Source organism: Streptomyces sp. NPDC043812 (assembly GCF_056436245.1).
Genome location: NZ_JBWKCY010000018.1, coordinates 1 through 13796 on the forward strand (window position 1 = coordinate 1; position 13796 = coordinate 13796).

The window sequence follows — 13796 nt, forward strand, 5'->3', positions numbered from 1 at the left end:
AACGGAGTACTCCGGGCGGGCAGTCGGCGACGAAGCAGAAACCCTCACGGCGCGAGCCGTGAGAATCCCCCTCCTTCAGGAGGGGGAGAAGTCAACCGCACTCCTTCAGTCCCGCGGCAGGCCGAGGATGCGCTCGGCGACGACATTGAGCTGGATCTGGGTGGTGCCGCCCGCGATGGTCAGGCAGCGTGACATCAGCAGTTCGTGCACGGCGCGTTCCCCCTGCCCTTCGCACACGGCGCCCTCGGGGCCGAGGAGTTCGAGGGAGAGGGCGGCCGTCCGCTGCTGGTGGGTGGTCTGGATCAGTTTGCGGACGGACGCCCCTGCGCCCGGTTCGAGCCCCGACAGCTGCCGGTGGGTGGTGCGCAGGCCGATGCAGGCGAGCGCGTGCGCCTCGGCGGTGAGTGCGCCGATCCGCGCCCGCTGGGCGTCGTCGAGGCCGTCCGCCCGGGCGATCAGCGCCTCGAGGCCGGCGGTGAAGGTCATCTGGTCGGCCATGTGGACACGTTCGCTGCCGAGGGTGGTGCGGGCGACGCGCCAGCCGGCGTCCGGCTCGCCGACGAGGGCGTCCGAGGGCAGCAGGACGTCGTCGAGGAAGACCTCGTTGAACATCGATTCGCCGGTGATCTCCTTGAGCGGCCGGACGGTGATCCCGGCTGTGTTCCTCATGTCGACGAGGAAGTAGCCGAGCCCGCGGTGCCGGGAGCCGGGCGGGCCGGTGCGGGCGAGCAGGATGCCGTGGTCGGCGGTGCGGGCCGAGCTCGTCCATACCTTCTGCCCGTTGATGCGCCAGCCGCCGTCGGTGCGTTCGGCACGGGTGGTCAGGCCCGCCAGGTCGGATCCGGCGCCGGGCTCGCTGAACAGCTGGCACCAGCGCAGGTCGCCGCGGAGGGTGGGCGGGAGGTAGCGCTCCTGCTGTGCCTCGGTGCCGTGCGCGAGCAGCGAGGGCACGACCCAGGCGGCGACGGACAGGTCGCTGAGCACCACTTCGGCAGCGTCCATCTCCTGCTGGACGACGAGCTGTTGGGTGGGGCCGGCGCCGAGTCCGTACGGCTCGGGCAGGTGCGGGGCGGCGTACCCGGTGGGTGCGAGCGCCCGCCGGGCGGCGGCCGGGTCCATGCCGCGCACGGCCCCGATCGCGCGCCGCGCGGCGGGGCGGTGCGCCTCGGCCTCCGCGGGCAGTTCGACGCCTAGTTCGCGGCGTGCCCCGGCCGCGGCGAGACGGACGGCCCGCAGCCGGTGGGTGTCCGGGGCACCGAGGAGCTGGCGTGTGACGAGCGCGCGGCGCAGCAGGAGATGTGCGTCGTGCTCCCAGGTGAAGCCGATGCCGCCGAGGATCTGGATGCAGTCCTCCGCGCAGGTGTACGCGGTTTCGAGAGCGCTCGCCGCGGCGAGCGCGGCGGTCAGGGAGCGCGCCCGGTCACGGTCGTCGCGCGCGGCGCGCGCCGCGTCCCAGGTGAGCGCCCGTGCCTGCTCGACGCGCAGCAGCATGTCGGCGCACAGATGCTTGACGGCCTGGAACTGCCCGATGGGCCGCCCGAACTGCTCGCGTGTCCCGGCATGCTCGGCGGCCGTCTCCAGCGCCCGGCCCGCGACGCCGCACGCCTCGGCGGCGAGCAGCACGGCGGCGAGATCGTGAACGAGCGCCGGGCCGACACCGAGCACGTCCTGCACGACCACGCCGTGCGCGACGACCTCGGCCGTCGGCCGGACCGGGTCCGCGCTCCCGTGGACGCGCACGTTGAGGTTCTGGGCGTCGACCGCGGCCCACACCGTGCCGTGCGGCGCCTCGGCCGCGAGCAGGAGCAGATCGGCCTGTGCTCCGGCGAGCACGGGTGGCGCGACGCCGTCCAGCCGGTACCCCCCGTCGGCCGGTACGGCGGTCAGCCCGCCCGCGCCGAACGCCACGGCAGCGGTCCGGTCCCCGGCGGTCAGTGGGGCGGCGAGGTCGCGGCGTCCCGCGAATCGCAGCACCTCGGCGGCGAGCACGGTCGGCAGATACGGTCCGGGCAGGAGTCCCCGCCCGGTCTCCTCGACGGCCACGGCGAGGTCGAGCAGGTCCCCGCCCCCGCCGCCGAGTTGCTCCGGCAGATGCAACCCGAGCAGCCCCTGGGCCGCGACGGCGTCCCAGTACGCGGGCCGCCCGGTCCGGCAGGCGGGAACATCGAGATGCTTGCGCACCTCCTCCGGCGGCACCGCCCGCGCGATCCACCCCCGTACTGACCGTGCCAGTTCCTGGTGCTCCTGTGTGATGCCGATGCCCATGCGCATCCTCACCCGGGTCGTCGCGACGGATCGGGACGCGGCAAGAGTAGAACACGTTTCAATCTGACGGAAGGTCAGATACTTGCCCGTCTCGCGGCCGGCGCCACCACGGGGCGCCCGGGAACCACTCCCTCCCCCGGCACCGGAAGCCACCCCGACGTAAGGCACCATGGGCCCCCACCAGCACGTCCGCCCAGGAGGCCCCATGCCCGCCGCCACCCCCAAGCCGGAGATCCTCGCCGCCTTCGAGGCCGCCAAGGGCTTCATGCCCGCGACCGAGGGCCTGGCCCTGTACGCGGCCGCCGTCGAGGCGAGCGCGCTCGGGCTGCCACTGCTGGAGGTGGGGACCTACTGCGGACGTTCGACGATCCTGCTCGCGGACGCCGCCCGGGAGGCCGGGACGATGGCGATCACCGTGGACCACCACCGCGGCAGCGAGGAGCAGCAGCCGGGCTGGGACTACCACGACCCGGAGACCGTGGACCCCGAGGTCGGCCTCATGGACACGCTGCCCGCCTTCCGCCGCACCCTGCACAAGGCCGGCCTGGAGGAGCATGTGCTCGCGATCGTCGGGCGTTCGCCGCAGGCGGCGAAGGCGTGGGGCGGCAAGGTCGGCCTGGTGTTCGTCGACGGCGGCCACACGGATGAGCACGCCACGGCCGACTACGAGGGCTGGGCCCCGCACGTCGCCGATGGCGGCCTCCTCGTCATCCACGACGTGTTCCCCGACCCGGTGGACGAATGGACGGGTCAGGCCCCGTACCGGATCTACCTGCGCGCACTGGAGTCCGGCGCATTCACCGAGGTGTCGGCGACGGACTCACTGCGGGTACTGCGCCGCACAGGCCCCGGCATCTGACCCGGCCGGGGCGCGAGGCATGGGGCGGGGTGGTCCTGGGGTGGCCCACCCCACACCGACCGCCCCTGCCACGCCCCGTAGCGCGGCTCACCCCCGGTCGACCCCCCGTCGCCCGCTAGCATCGCGACCGTGTCGTACGACGAGAACCTGCACCCCTCCACCGCACCACGCCGTTCCCGGCGCGGCCTGGTCGCCGTCGCCGCGCTCGTGCCGACAGCTCTTGCCGGATGGCTGATCTGGCAGGGGGCGGACGGCGGCGGGAGCGGGCCCGCAGCGAGTGCCACGACGTCGTCCGAGGGCAAGCCCGGCGCGGCCGAGCCCTCCACGTCCCCGTCGCCCTCCGCCTCCGGGAAGCCGACGGGGACCGCGAAGCCCGCACAGCCGACTCAGTCGGCCGAACCCGGACGGCCCGAACAGTCCGGGAAGCCTCTCGCCGGGAAAGTCGTGGTCGTCGACCCCGGCCACAACCCCGGCAACTTCCGCCACGCGTCCGAGATCAACAAGCTCGTGGACATCGGAACGAACCGCAAGGAATGCGACACCACGGGCACGGCGACCAACGCCGGATACCGTGAGGCCGATTTCACCCTGGATGTTTCACGACGCCTTCGCATTCTGCTGGAGAATCAGGGCGCAACGGTCGAATTCACCCATAACAATGATCGTCCGTTCGGACCCTGCGTGGACGAGCGAGCACGATTCGGCAACAAAGCGCAAGCGGACGCCGTGGTCTCCGTCCACGCCGACGGATCGGCGAGCGGGAACCGCGGTTTCCACGTCATCCTCCCCGCCCTCGTCAAGGGCGGCGACGCCGACACCTCGAAGATCGTCGCCCCCTCCCGCGACCTGGGCGAACGCATCGCGGGAAACTTCGTGCGCGTGACGGGGAGCGCCCCGTCCAACTACGTGGGCGGCGGTACGGGATTGGACGTGCGCAAGGATCTCGGAGGGCTCAACCTCTCAACAGTTCCCAAGGTGTTCATCGAATGCGGCAACATGCGTGACGCCAAGGACGCCGATCTGCTGACCGATGCGGGCTGGCGACAGAAGGCGGCGCAGGGAATGGCCGACGGAATCGCCGCCTACCTCGGCCAGGAGGACCGGAACTGAGATACCGGGAGGACGGCCGGAACCGACGGACGATAGATTCGCCTCTACGATGGGGAGTCACCCCCGAGCTCCGCTTCCTGCGACCGCCCGACCAGGCGGCAGCGACGACCGCCCCGATGAGACGACGACGAAGGACTTTTACGTGAACATCCGCTCCCTCACTCGAGGCGACGGCGTGGTGATCGGAGCAGCGGTGTTGCTGTTCATCGCCTCGTTCCTCGACACGTTCGACTGCTCCGGCAGCGACTGCGACGACGCGCCGATCGCCTGGGACAACGGTTCCCTCCTCCTCGGCTTCTACCTCGCGGGGATCATCGGCGCGGCTCTGATCGTCGTCTCCCGCGCGCTGCCCCAGCCCCCGAAGGTCATCGGCCTGGACCTCGGCCAGCTGGGCGTTGCCCTGACGCTCTTCACGGCATGGTCCGCGCTCGGCGCGATCTTCGACCCCGCGGGTTCGCTGAACGCCGATGGCTTCAGCCCCGACTCCGGCACCGGCCTCATCCTCGGCTTCATCGCCGCCCTGGTCCTCGCGGCCGGCGCCATCTGCACCCTGCTCGTCCCGGCCTTCAAGGCCCCGCTCATCGGTGCCCCGCGTCCGCAGGCCCCGCAGCCGTACGGAATGCAGCCCCAGGGCGGCTACGGCTACCCCGGCGCCCAGCAGCAGCCCTACGGTGCCCAGCCGGGTCAGCCCCAGCCGTACGGCATGCAGCCGGGCCAGCCCGGTCAGCCCCAGCCCGGCCAGCCCGCCGCGCAGGGCGCTCCGGCCGCCGCCGAGCCGCAGAAGGCGGGCGCGCCGTCCGACTTCACGCCGTTCTGGTTCGCCGTGCCGGTCGCCCGGCCGCTGTACGGCGAGGACGGTTCGCCCGCGCCGATCGCCGAGCTCGCGCCCGGCACCTGGTACCTCGCGGTCGAGCAGCGCGGTCCGGGCCTGGTGGCCCAGACGCAGGACGGCCGTCGTGGTGTCCTGCAGGACACCTCCGGTATCCAGCGCGGCTGACGCCCCCGCAGGTCTCCGCGGCCCCTCGCCCTTCCGGGCGGGGGGCCGCTGCCGTACCCTGACGCACCGTCAGAAGACCGCACGGGGAAGGACCGGCATGCGACTCGGACTCGCCCTCGGCTACTGGGGCCGCGGCCCCGACCCCGCCCATCTCGAACTGGCCCAGGAGGCCGAACGGTTCGGCTACGACTCGGTGTGGACTGCCGAGGCCTGGGGGTCCGACGCGTTCACCCCGCTCACCTGGATCGCCGCACACACCTCCCGCATCCGGCTGGGCACGGCCGTCGTACAGATGGCCGCCCGCACGCCGACGGCCACCGCGATGCACGCGCTGACCCTCGACCATCTGTCCGGCGGGCGGATGATGCTGGGCCTCGGACTGTCCGGGCCGCAGGTGGTGGAGGGCTGGTACGGCCGCCCGTTCCCGAGCAGTCCGCTCACGGCGACACGCGAGTACGTGGACGTCATCCGCCAAGTCCTCGCCCGTGAACGGCCTGTGGAACTGGCGGGGCGGTTCCACTCCCATCCGTACGCGGGGGCCGACGGCACCGGCACCGGGAAGCCCCTGAAGGCGATCACGCATCCGCTGCGCGCGGATCTGCCGTTGCTGCTGGGCGCGGAGGGGCCGAAGAACATCGCCCAGACGACACGTATCGCCGACGGGTGGCTGCCGCTGTACTGGTCACCGATGCGTACGGACGTCTACGAGGCGTCGCTCGCCGATCTGCCGAAGGATTTCATGATCGCGCCGATGGCACGGGCCGTCGTCTGCGACGACATCGCCGAGGGCCTGCTGCCCGTCAAGGCGATGCTCGGCTTCTACATCGGCGGCATGGGGCACGCGGCCCGGAACTTCCACGCGGACCTGATGGCGCGGATGGGGTTCGGGGAGGAGGCCCGCAGGATCCAGGAACTGTTCCTGGCGGGCCGCCGTGACGAGGCGGTGCTGGCCGTCCCGGACGCGTTCGCGGACGAGATATCCCTCGTCGGGCCGCGGGAACGGATCGCGGAACGGCTGGACCTGTGGCGCTCGGGCCCTGTCACGGACCTGCTGGTGACGGCTCCGGATCCGCACACGCTGCGGGTGCTCGCGGAACTGAACGCATAGCATCAGCCGCCGAGTTGGGACACGGACGGCACCTTGTCGGTGACGGGTGCGCCCGCGCTCTCGCCGGCGTCCTTGACTCCCTGAATGACGGACTCGAACGACGAGACGTCGGCCTCGCCCGCCTTTCCGTCGCGCAGCTTGGTGCCGAGGTCCTTGAGCTGCTCGATGCCGGCGGTGAGCGGCGCGACCGCCTTGGAGAGAAGCGGGTCGCCCTTGGCGTTCTCGGTGGCGGCCTTGAGCCGGTTGTAGGCGAAGGTGCCCGCCAGACCTGCCTTGACGAGGGCGAACGTACGGCCCTCGGCCCCCTTCTTGAACTTGCCCTCCCGGTAGGGCTTCACGATCCACTGGTACGTCGCCCCGGCGGCGAGCCCTGCGTTGGCGATGAACCGGGTCTTGGCGAACTTCTGCTTCTCGGTGCTCGCTGTGCCGGTGGGCGTGGCGGCTGCGGTGGTGTCGTCGTCCCCGCCGCAGGCGACAGCGCCGGTGAGCAGCGCGCAGCACAAGAGGAATGCGAGGAGGGCGCGACCCACGGGACCGGACGCAGGACCGGATGCGGAACAGGACACTGCGGGGCCTCCAGACCTCCGGGGCAGACTGCCTTCGAGCCTCTCCCCGGGGCGTCCGGCCGGCGACCGGGATTCACCCGAACGGGTTTCACAGGCGCACAAGCGGCAAGACGATGGCCATGACAACACGCGCAAGCACGACCACAACCGCGGCGAGAATCGTCGTCGTCGTCGCGGACGTCATGGCCTTCATCATCGGCCTGTGGATCCTGATGTACCTGCTCGACGCGAACCGGGCGAACGACCTGGTGGAGTTCGTCCGCGAAACGGCCCGCTGGCTGGCGGGCTGGTCGCACGACCTGTTCACCTTCGACAAGGAATGGGCGAGGGTGGTGGCCGGCTACGGCTTGGCGGCCGTGGTGTACCTGTTCGTGGGCCACGGGGTGGCGGGCCAGCTGCGCAGGCACTGACGCGTCCGCGCCGTCCCGTCCGGGGGCAGGGCCCCCGGACGGCCCGCTACAGCGACCCGCAGCACCCCTCAGGCGCCAGCCCTCGCGGCAGGCGCTCGCCCCCGAACACCGCCGTGGTCGCCTCGTCGCCTCCCAGCGCCGCGACCGCAAGGAGCAGGGAGCCCGCCGTCCACGTCGTCAGTTCCTCCGGCCACATCGCCCGGTTGCCCTCGAAGACGTAGCCCGTCCAGTACATGCCGCCCTCGGCGCGCAGATGCTGGATGGACTGGAGGATCTCCAGTGCGCGGTCGGACTCCCCCATCGCCCAGAGGGCGAGCGCCAGTTCGCAGCTCTCGCCGCCCGTCACCCACGGGTTCGGCAGCACGCAGCGCACGCCGAGCCCCGGGACCACGAATTCGTCCCAGCGGGACTCGATGCGGGACTTCGCCTCCGCACCCGTCAGCGCGCCGCCCAGCACCGGGTAGTACCAGTCCATCGAGTACCGGTCCTTGTCGAGGAAGCGCTCGGGATGGTGGCGGATGGCGTGGGCGAGGGCGCCCGCCGCGAGTTCCCAGTCCGGCTGGGGTTCGTCCCGTTCGTCCGCGATCGCCAGCGCGCAGCGCAGCGCGTGGTGGATCGACGAACTGCCGGTCAGCAGCGCGTCGTTCACCGGCGTGCCGTCCGGCTCGCGCTTCCAGCCGATCTGGCCGCCCGGCTGCTGCAGCCCGAGCACGAACTCGACGGCCGTGTGGACCGACGACCACATGCGGTCGAGGAACGCCTCGTCGCCGGTGGTCAGGTAGTGGTGCCAGACGCCGACCGCCAGGTAGGCGCAGAAGTTGGACTCGCGGCCCCGGTCCGTGACCGCGTCGGCGTCGCCGTCGTGGTAGGCGGCGTACCAGGATCCGTCGGCGTTCTGGTGGCGGGCCAGCCAGTCGTAGGCGCGTTCCGCGGCCTCGTGTTCGCCCGCCGCGTCGAGCGCCATCGCAGCCTCGGTGTGGTCCCACGGGTCGAGGTGGTGGCCCCGGAACCACGGGATCGCACCGTCCTCGCGCTGGGCGGCGAGAATGCCTGCGACGGTCTCGGTGGCCTGCTCGGCGGTGAGCACCCCGGGCAGGACGAGGTGTTCGGTCCGGCGCGACAGGCTCACTTGACGGCGCTCGCGGGCAGGTGCGGCTTGGTCGCGTACGCCACGAAGCTCTTGCCGATCAGCGGGTTCAGCGCCTGCTCGGCGACCCTCGTCGCCAGCGGCTTCTTCATGATGTCCCAGACCAGCAGCTTGTGGTACGCCTTCACCGGCAGCGCCTTGTCGTTGTCGACGCCGAAGGCGCACTTGAGCCACCAGTACGGCGAGTGCAGCCCGTGCGCGTGGTGGGTGCCGTACGGCTTGAGGCCCGCCTGCTTCATCTTGCCGAGCAGTTCGTCCGCCTTGTAGATGCGGATGTGGCCGCCCTCGACCTCGTGGTACGCGTCGCTGAGTGCCCAGCAGATCTTCTCGGGGCCGTAGCGCGGAACGGTGACGGCGATCCTGCCGCCGGGCCGCAGGACACGGACCATCTCGGCGAGCACGCCCTTGTCGTCGGGGATGTGTTCCATCACCTCGGAGATGATCACGACGTCGAAGGACTCGTCGGGGAACGGCAGGTTGAGCGCGTCACCCTCCATCGCGGTGGCCGTCGCACCCTCGGGCGCCTCGCCCGCCTCCTTCATCGCGGCGAACCATTTGGCGACCTCGCGGATCTCCTCGCCGTTCTGGTCCAGGGCCACGACCTGCGCGCCGCGCCGGTAACACTCGAACGCGTGCCGGCCTGCGCCGCAGCCCAGGTCGAGCACGCGGTCGCCCGGTGCGAGCGGGAAGCGGGAGAAGTCGACGGTCAGCACGGGGGTCTGCCTTCCTGAGGGCGGAACAAGGAGGTGCGGGTGGTTCAGGAGGTGCGTACAGAAGCGGCCGACGCGGCGATCGCCTCGCGATAGCGCTCGGCCGTGCCGATCGCCGCCTGCTTCCAGGTGAAGCGGGCGAGCACCCGGGCTCGGCCCGCGGCGCCGAGCCGGGCGCGCAGGTCCGGGTCGCCGAGCAGGGTCCGCAGGGCGGCGGCGAGCGCCTCGGCGTCGCCGGGCGGTACGGCGAGACATGTATCGCCGTCGGTGCCCGCGACCTCGGGGATCGCGCCGCCGGTGGTGGCGACGAGCGGGGTACCGGTGGCCATGGCCTCGGCGGCGGGCAGCGAGAAGCCCTCGTACAGCGACGGAACACAGGCGATCTGGGCGCTGCGGACCAGGTCGACCAGTTCGGCGTCGGAGATGCCCTTGACGAACTCGACGGCGCCCTGGAGGTCGTAGCGCTCGATGAGCCGGGCGACCGGTCCGTCCTCGGCACGCTTGCCGACGACGACGAGATGGGCGTCGGGGTTCTCGGTGCGCAGTTTGGCGAGCGCCTCGACGAGGTGCACGAGGCCCTTGAGCGGGACGTCGGCGCTGGACGTGGTGACGATCCGGCCGGGAACCTCGGCGACCGCCGGGTCGGGCGAGAAGAGGTCGGTGTCGGCGCCGATGTGGACGACATGGATGCGGTCGTGCCGTACACCGAGGTGGTCGATGATCTCCTGCTGCGAGGAGCCAGAGACGGTGAGCACGGACGGCAGCCGGCGGGCGACGCGCTTCTGCATGCGGGTGAAGCCGTACCAGCGGCGTACGGAGGCGCGGCGCTTCCAGTCGGCGGCGGCGTCGAGGTCGAGCTGCCGGTCGACGGTGATCGGGTGGTGGATGGTGGTGACGAGGGGTGCGCCGAGGTCGCCGAGGAGCCCGTAGCCGAGGGTCTGATTGTCGTGGACGACGTCGAACTCGCCGCGCCTGGCCCGGAGGTGACGGCGGGCGCGCAGCGAGAAGGTCAGCGGCTCGGGGAAGCCACCGGTCCACATGGTCGCGACCTCGAGGGCGTCCGTCCAGTCGCGGTACTCGTCACGCTTGGGGGTGCGGAACGGGTCGGGGCTGCGGTACAGGTCGAGACTGGGCAGTTCGGTCAGCGGCACGCCCTCGTCGAGGACCGGATAGGGCTGGGCGCCTATGACCTCGACGCTGTGGCCGAGGCGGGCCAGTTCCCGCGACAGATGACGGACGTAGACGCCCTGGCCACCGCAGAACGGATTGCCCTTGTAGGTCAGGAGCGCGATGCGCAGGGGGGAGTCGCCGTCGCCGGACACACCCGCACGGGGGCCGATCTCTATGGCCTCTGCGGTCACCCACGGCCCCCTTCTCACTGCGTTTCGCCGGAGCGTAATCGGTCGCGCTAATCTAGAACAAGTTTCAGACTTGATCGTTCAAGGAGCTTCGAATCTACCGGCAGGTAGCGCAAGTGTGACCGGCGGATCAGGTGATTCGCGCCACGGCGGGCGCCCTGCCGTGACGAGCGGTCCGGCCGCGTGCGCCGCATGACCATGGAACGGGACATATGACAGCGGAAGCCAAGCCGGGGGTGCCTGCGTCGCCGCCCCTGACCGAACGCCAGGAGGCGCGCCGCCGTCGCATCCTGCACGCCAGCGCCCAGTTGGCGAGCAGGGGCGGCTTCGACGCGGTGCAGATGCGCGAGGTCGCGGAGGCGGCCGGTGTCGCCCTCGGCACGCTCTACCGCTACTTCCCCTCCAAGATCCATCTGCTGGTGGCCACGATGCAGGACCAGCTCCAGCATCTGCACACCACGCTGCGCAAGCGCCCGCCCGCCGGCGAGGACGCGGCGGACCGGGTCGCCGAGACATTGATGCGGGCGTTCCGGGCGCTGCAGCGGGAGCCGCATCTCGCGGACGCGATGGTGCGGGCGCTGACGTTCGCGGACCGCAGCGTGAGCCCCGAGGTGGACACGGTCTCCCGCCAGACGACGGCGATCATCCTGGACGCGATGGAGCTGGACAACCCGACGCCGGAGCAGTTGTCGGCGGTGCGGGTGATCGAGCACACATGGCACTCGGCGCTGATCACCTGGCTGTCGGGGCGGGCCTCGATCGCCCAGGTGAAGATCGACATCGAGACGGTGTGCCGGCTGATCGACCTGACGGTCCCGGCGGCCGCCGGGCGCGCCCCGGCCCGGGGTGCGGGCAGGGGCCGACCGGGCAAGTCCTAGGCCCTGTCCGGGCGCGGGACCTAGGACTGCTTGTTCTTTTCCAGGTCCTCCTGGAAGAGCTTCGCGCACTCCGGACCGTTGTCCACCCCGACGAACGTGATCATCAGGAACGTCTCCGGGCTGCCCGAGTAGTTCGCCTTCACCGTCCAGCCGCTCTTGTCCACCGACTTGATGACCGACATCTTCTGCTCGAAGTTCTGCGATTCCTTCCAACCACCCTTGGTCAGGGTCGCGACCGTGTCGTCGTAGGACTTCTTCGCGTCGGCGGCCTTCTTGTCGTCGGCCTGCCACGAGACCATGCAGTCCTTGAGGGTCGGCGGCACGTCGTCCTCCGAAGCCTTCTCGGTGAAGCCCGCGCCCGTGGCCGCGGCCGTGATCTCCTTCGTCACCGCCGCGGCGTCCAGGCTCCCGCCCGCCTCCGCGGGCGCCTCGGACGATGTGACCGATGCGCCGCCCTTGTTCTCCTCCGAGCCGCCCTCGCTGCCGCAGCCGGCCACCACAAGCACCACACCGGCAGCCGCGGCCGCCCACTTCGCCTTGTGCACAAGTCTCCCAATCCCGCGTACACACGGGCCTGTTGCCCGCGCGATCAAGGAGGAAGTCTTGCACGGAAGTTCGCATCACCCTTCGCAGCGGCTAATCCCGGCTCAGTCCTCCGGCGGGAAGACGGCCTCCCCGCCCTCCAGCAGCGTGACGCTGATCGCCTCCACCGGGCAGTTCTCCGCCGCCGCCAGGATCTGCTCGTTCGCGTCGGTGTCCTCCGCGCGCGGGTGCGACTGCCGGGCGGTGTCCAGCCGGAAGCCGTCAGGCGCATGGCCCACGCACATGCCCGAGCCGATGCAGACGCCCCGGTCCACCTCGACGTGCCAGCGGTCGCCCATCAGTTCGTCCCCTCCCAGCCGGCGGGCAGATGGATCATCTTGTGCTCCAGGTACTCGCCGAACCCCTCGGGCCCGAACTCCCGCCCCAGGCCGGAGTTCTTGTAGCCGCCGAAGGGCCCGAGCATGTCGAGGCTGAAGGTGTTGACGTTGTACGTGCCCGTCCGGATGCGGCGCGCGAAGTCGATGCCGTGCTCGACGTCCGCGGTCCACACGCTGCCGCTGAGCCCGTAGTCGGAGTCGTTCGCGATCGCAGCCGCCTCCTCCTCGTCGCCGTAGGGCAGCAGGCAGATCACCGGGCCGAAGATCTCCTCGCGGGCGATGCGCATCGCGTTGTCGACGCCGCCGAAGAGGGTCGGCTCGACGTACCAGCCGCGGTCCAGGCCCGCCGGACGGCCGCCGCCGCTGAGGATCTTGGCGCCCTCCTCCTGGCCGATGCGGATGTAGTCGAGCGAGCGCCGCTGCTGGCGGGCGGCCACCAGCGGGCCGACCTGGGTCGCGGCGTCGAGAGGATCGCCGACGACGAGGGCGGAGGCCGCGGCGGCGAACGCCTCTGCGATCTCGTCGTAGCGGCTGCGCGGCGCGAGGATACGGGTCTGGGCCACACACGCCTGTCCGTTGTTCATCCACGCCGCGGGGACGATGCCGGCGACGGCGCCCGCGAGGTCCGCGTCGGGCAGGATCACGGCCGCCGACTTGCCGCCCAACTCCAGGGTGACGCGCGTGAGATTGCGGGCCGCGACCTCCATGACCCGCTTGCCCGCCGCGACCGATCCGGTGAACGACACCTTGTCGATGCCGGGGTGGCCGACCAGGTACTCGCTGACCTCGCGGTCCGCCGGAAGGATCGACAGCACACCCTCGGGCAGTCCGGCCTCCTGGGCGATCTCACCGAGGATGTACGCGTCGAGCGGCGACTCCGGCGACGGCTTGAGCACCACGGTGCAGCCCGCGAGCAGCGCGGGTCCGAGCTTGGCGGCCGCGGTGAACTGCGGGACGTTCCAGGGGACGACGGCCGCCACCACGCCGACGGGCTCGCGGCGCACCAGGACCGGGCCGAGGACGCCGTCGCGGCGCTCCTCGTACGCGTAGCCGCGGGCGACGGTGATCGCCGCGTCCCACACCATCATCGCGCCCAGGGCCTGGGCGAGGACGCTCCAGGAGTAGGGGGAGCCGTTCTGCGCGCTGATGCAGCGGGCGATCTCCTCGTGCCGTACGGCGATGGCGTCCTTGATCCGGCCGACGACCTCGATCCGTTCGTCGAGGGTCATCCGGGGCCAGGGGCCTTCGTCGAAGGCGTGGCAGGCGGCGGTGACCGCCCGGTCGACGTCCGCGCGCGAGGCGTGCGGGACGCGGCCGATGACCTCTTCGGTGTGGGGGGAGATCACCTGGATCGTCCCGTCCCCGATGGGATCGGCCAACCGGCCGCCGATGAACAGTTGTCCGTGTTCCTGGAGCTCGGTCACGACTGCCGCCTCCCGCCGGGGCACACTATCTGACACAGTGTCAG

At 71.4% G+C, this 13796-nt stretch carries 14 protein-coding genes; 6 read left to right on the top strand and 8 right to left on the bottom strand.

Annotation, left to right across the window (positions count from 1 at the left end; all coding sequences use genetic code 11):
- Positions 1 to 105: 105 nt before the first annotated feature.
- Positions 106 to 2265: an acyl-CoA dehydrogenase gene (locus tag AC067Z_RS25095; protein WP_478791845.1), complete on the bottom strand. Its 2160-nt coding sequence runs from the start codon at positions 2263 to 2265 to the stop codon at positions 106 to 108.
- A gap of 205 nt (positions 2266 to 2470) precedes the next feature.
- Here AC067Z_RS25095 and AC067Z_RS25100 point away from each other — a divergent pair, with 205 nt between their 5' ends.
- From AC067Z_RS25100 to AC067Z_RS25115, 4 genes are all read left to right on the top strand, one after another.
- On the top strand, positions 2471 to 3124 hold the full coding sequence (locus tag AC067Z_RS25100; protein ID WP_478791846.1) for a class I SAM-dependent methyltransferase: 654 nt from the start codon (positions 2471 to 2473) through the stop codon (positions 3122 to 3124).
- Between the two features lie 147 nt (positions 3125 to 3271).
- Positions 3272 to 4234 carry an N-acetylmuramoyl-L-alanine amidase gene (locus tag AC067Z_RS25105; RefSeq protein WP_478792013.1) on the top strand — a complete coding sequence of 321 codons (963 nt, stop codon included), beginning with the start codon at positions 3272 to 3274 and terminating at the stop codon, positions 4232 to 4234.
- 142 nt (positions 4235 to 4376) lie between these two features.
- Positions 4377 to 5231 (top strand): hypothetical protein, encoded by an 855-nt coding sequence (locus AC067Z_RS25110; RefSeq protein WP_478791847.1) that lies wholly within the window; start codon positions 4377 to 4379, stop codon positions 5229 to 5231.
- Between the two features lie 97 nt (positions 5232 to 5328).
- Positions 5329 to 6339: an LLM class F420-dependent oxidoreductase gene (locus AC067Z_RS25115; RefSeq protein WP_478791848.1), complete on the top strand. Its 1011-nt coding sequence runs from the start codon at positions 5329 to 5331 to the stop codon at positions 6337 to 6339.
- Between the two features lie 2 nt (positions 6340 to 6341).
- Here AC067Z_RS25115 and AC067Z_RS25120 read toward each other — a convergent pair whose 3' ends face one another.
- Positions 6342 to 6869, bottom strand: a complete 528-nt coding sequence (locus tag AC067Z_RS25120) for a hypothetical protein (RefSeq protein WP_478791849.1) — start codon at positions 6867 to 6869, stop codon at positions 6342 to 6344.
- Between the two features lie 155 nt (positions 6870 to 7024).
- Here AC067Z_RS25120 and AC067Z_RS25125 point away from each other — a divergent pair, with 155 nt between their 5' ends.
- Positions 7025 to 7315 (top strand): hypothetical protein, encoded by a 291-nt coding sequence (locus AC067Z_RS25125; protein WP_478791850.1) that lies wholly within the window; start codon positions 7025 to 7027, stop codon positions 7313 to 7315.
- Positions 7316 to 7361: 46 nt separating this feature from the next.
- Here the strand turns inward: AC067Z_RS25125 and AC067Z_RS25130 are convergent, their stop codons facing one another.
- The 3 genes from AC067Z_RS25130 to AC067Z_RS25140 are packed head-to-tail and all read right to left on the bottom strand — an operon-like array spanning position 7362 to position 10533.
- Entirely contained in the window at positions 7362 to 8444 is a 1083-nt protein-coding gene (locus tag AC067Z_RS25130; RefSeq protein ID WP_478791851.1) for a prenyltransferase/squalene oxidase repeat-containing protein, read from the bottom strand.
- A complete protein-coding gene (locus AC067Z_RS25135) occupies positions 8441 to 9175 on the bottom strand; it encodes a class I SAM-dependent methyltransferase (protein WP_478791852.1) in 735 nt (244 codons plus the stop codon). The genes AC067Z_RS25130 and AC067Z_RS25135 overlap by 4 nt, the downstream gene beginning before the upstream one ends.
- 44 nt (positions 9176 to 9219) lie before the next feature.
- Positions 9220 to 10533, bottom strand: a complete 1314-nt coding sequence (locus AC067Z_RS25140) for a glycosyltransferase family 4 protein (protein WP_478791853.1) — start codon at positions 10531 to 10533, stop codon at positions 9220 to 9222.
- A gap of 209 nt (positions 10534 to 10742) precedes the next feature.
- Between AC067Z_RS25140 and AC067Z_RS25145 the strand changes: the two genes are divergently transcribed.
- Entirely contained in the window at positions 10743 to 11408 is a 666-nt protein-coding gene (locus tag AC067Z_RS25145; RefSeq protein WP_478791854.1) for a TetR family transcriptional regulator, read from the top strand.
- A gap of 20 nt (positions 11409 to 11428) precedes the next feature.
- Here the strand turns inward: AC067Z_RS25145 and AC067Z_RS25150 are convergent, their stop codons facing one another.
- The 3 genes from AC067Z_RS25150 to AC067Z_RS25160 form a co-directional block, all read right to left on the bottom strand.
- On the bottom strand, positions 11429 to 11953 hold the full coding sequence (locus tag AC067Z_RS25150) for a hypothetical protein (protein WP_478791855.1): 525 nt from the start codon (positions 11951 to 11953) through the stop codon (positions 11429 to 11431).
- 102 nt (positions 11954 to 12055) lie between these two features.
- A complete protein-coding gene (locus AC067Z_RS25155) occupies positions 12056 to 12289 on the bottom strand; it encodes a ferredoxin (RefSeq protein ID WP_478791856.1) in 234 nt (77 codons plus the stop codon).
- On the bottom strand, positions 12289 to 13752 hold the full coding sequence (locus AC067Z_RS25160; RefSeq protein WP_478791857.1) for an aldehyde dehydrogenase: 1464 nt from the start codon (positions 13750 to 13752) through the stop codon (positions 12289 to 12291). The genes AC067Z_RS25155 and AC067Z_RS25160 overlap by 1 nt, the downstream gene beginning before the upstream one ends.
- Between the last annotated feature and the right edge of the window lie 44 nt (positions 13753 to 13796).

Bases quoted from the DNA above. Each gene is read 5' to 3' on its own strand.
- AC067Z_RS25095 (WP_478791845.1), bottom strand. From the start codon at position 2,265: ATGGGCATCGGCATCACACAGGAGCACCAGGAACTGGCACGGTCAGTA.
- AC067Z_RS25100 (WP_478791846.1), top strand. From the start codon at position 2,471: ATGCCCGCCGCCACCCCCAAGCCGGAGATCCTCGCCGCCTTCGAGGCC.
- AC067Z_RS25115 (WP_478791848.1), top strand. From the start codon at position 5,329: ATGCGACTCGGACTCGCCCTCGGCTACTGGGGCCGCGGCCCCGACCCC.
- AC067Z_RS25125 (WP_478791850.1), top strand. From the start codon at position 7,025: ATGACAACACGCGCAAGCACGACCACAACCGCGGCGAGAATCGTCGTC.
- AC067Z_RS25145 (WP_478791854.1), top strand. From the start codon at position 10,743: ATGACAGCGGAAGCCAAGCCGGGGGTGCCTGCGTCGCCGCCCCTGACC.
- AC067Z_RS25155 (WP_478791856.1), bottom strand. From the start codon at position 12,289: ATGGGCGACCGCTGGCACGTCGAGGTGGACCGGGGCGTCTGCATCGGC.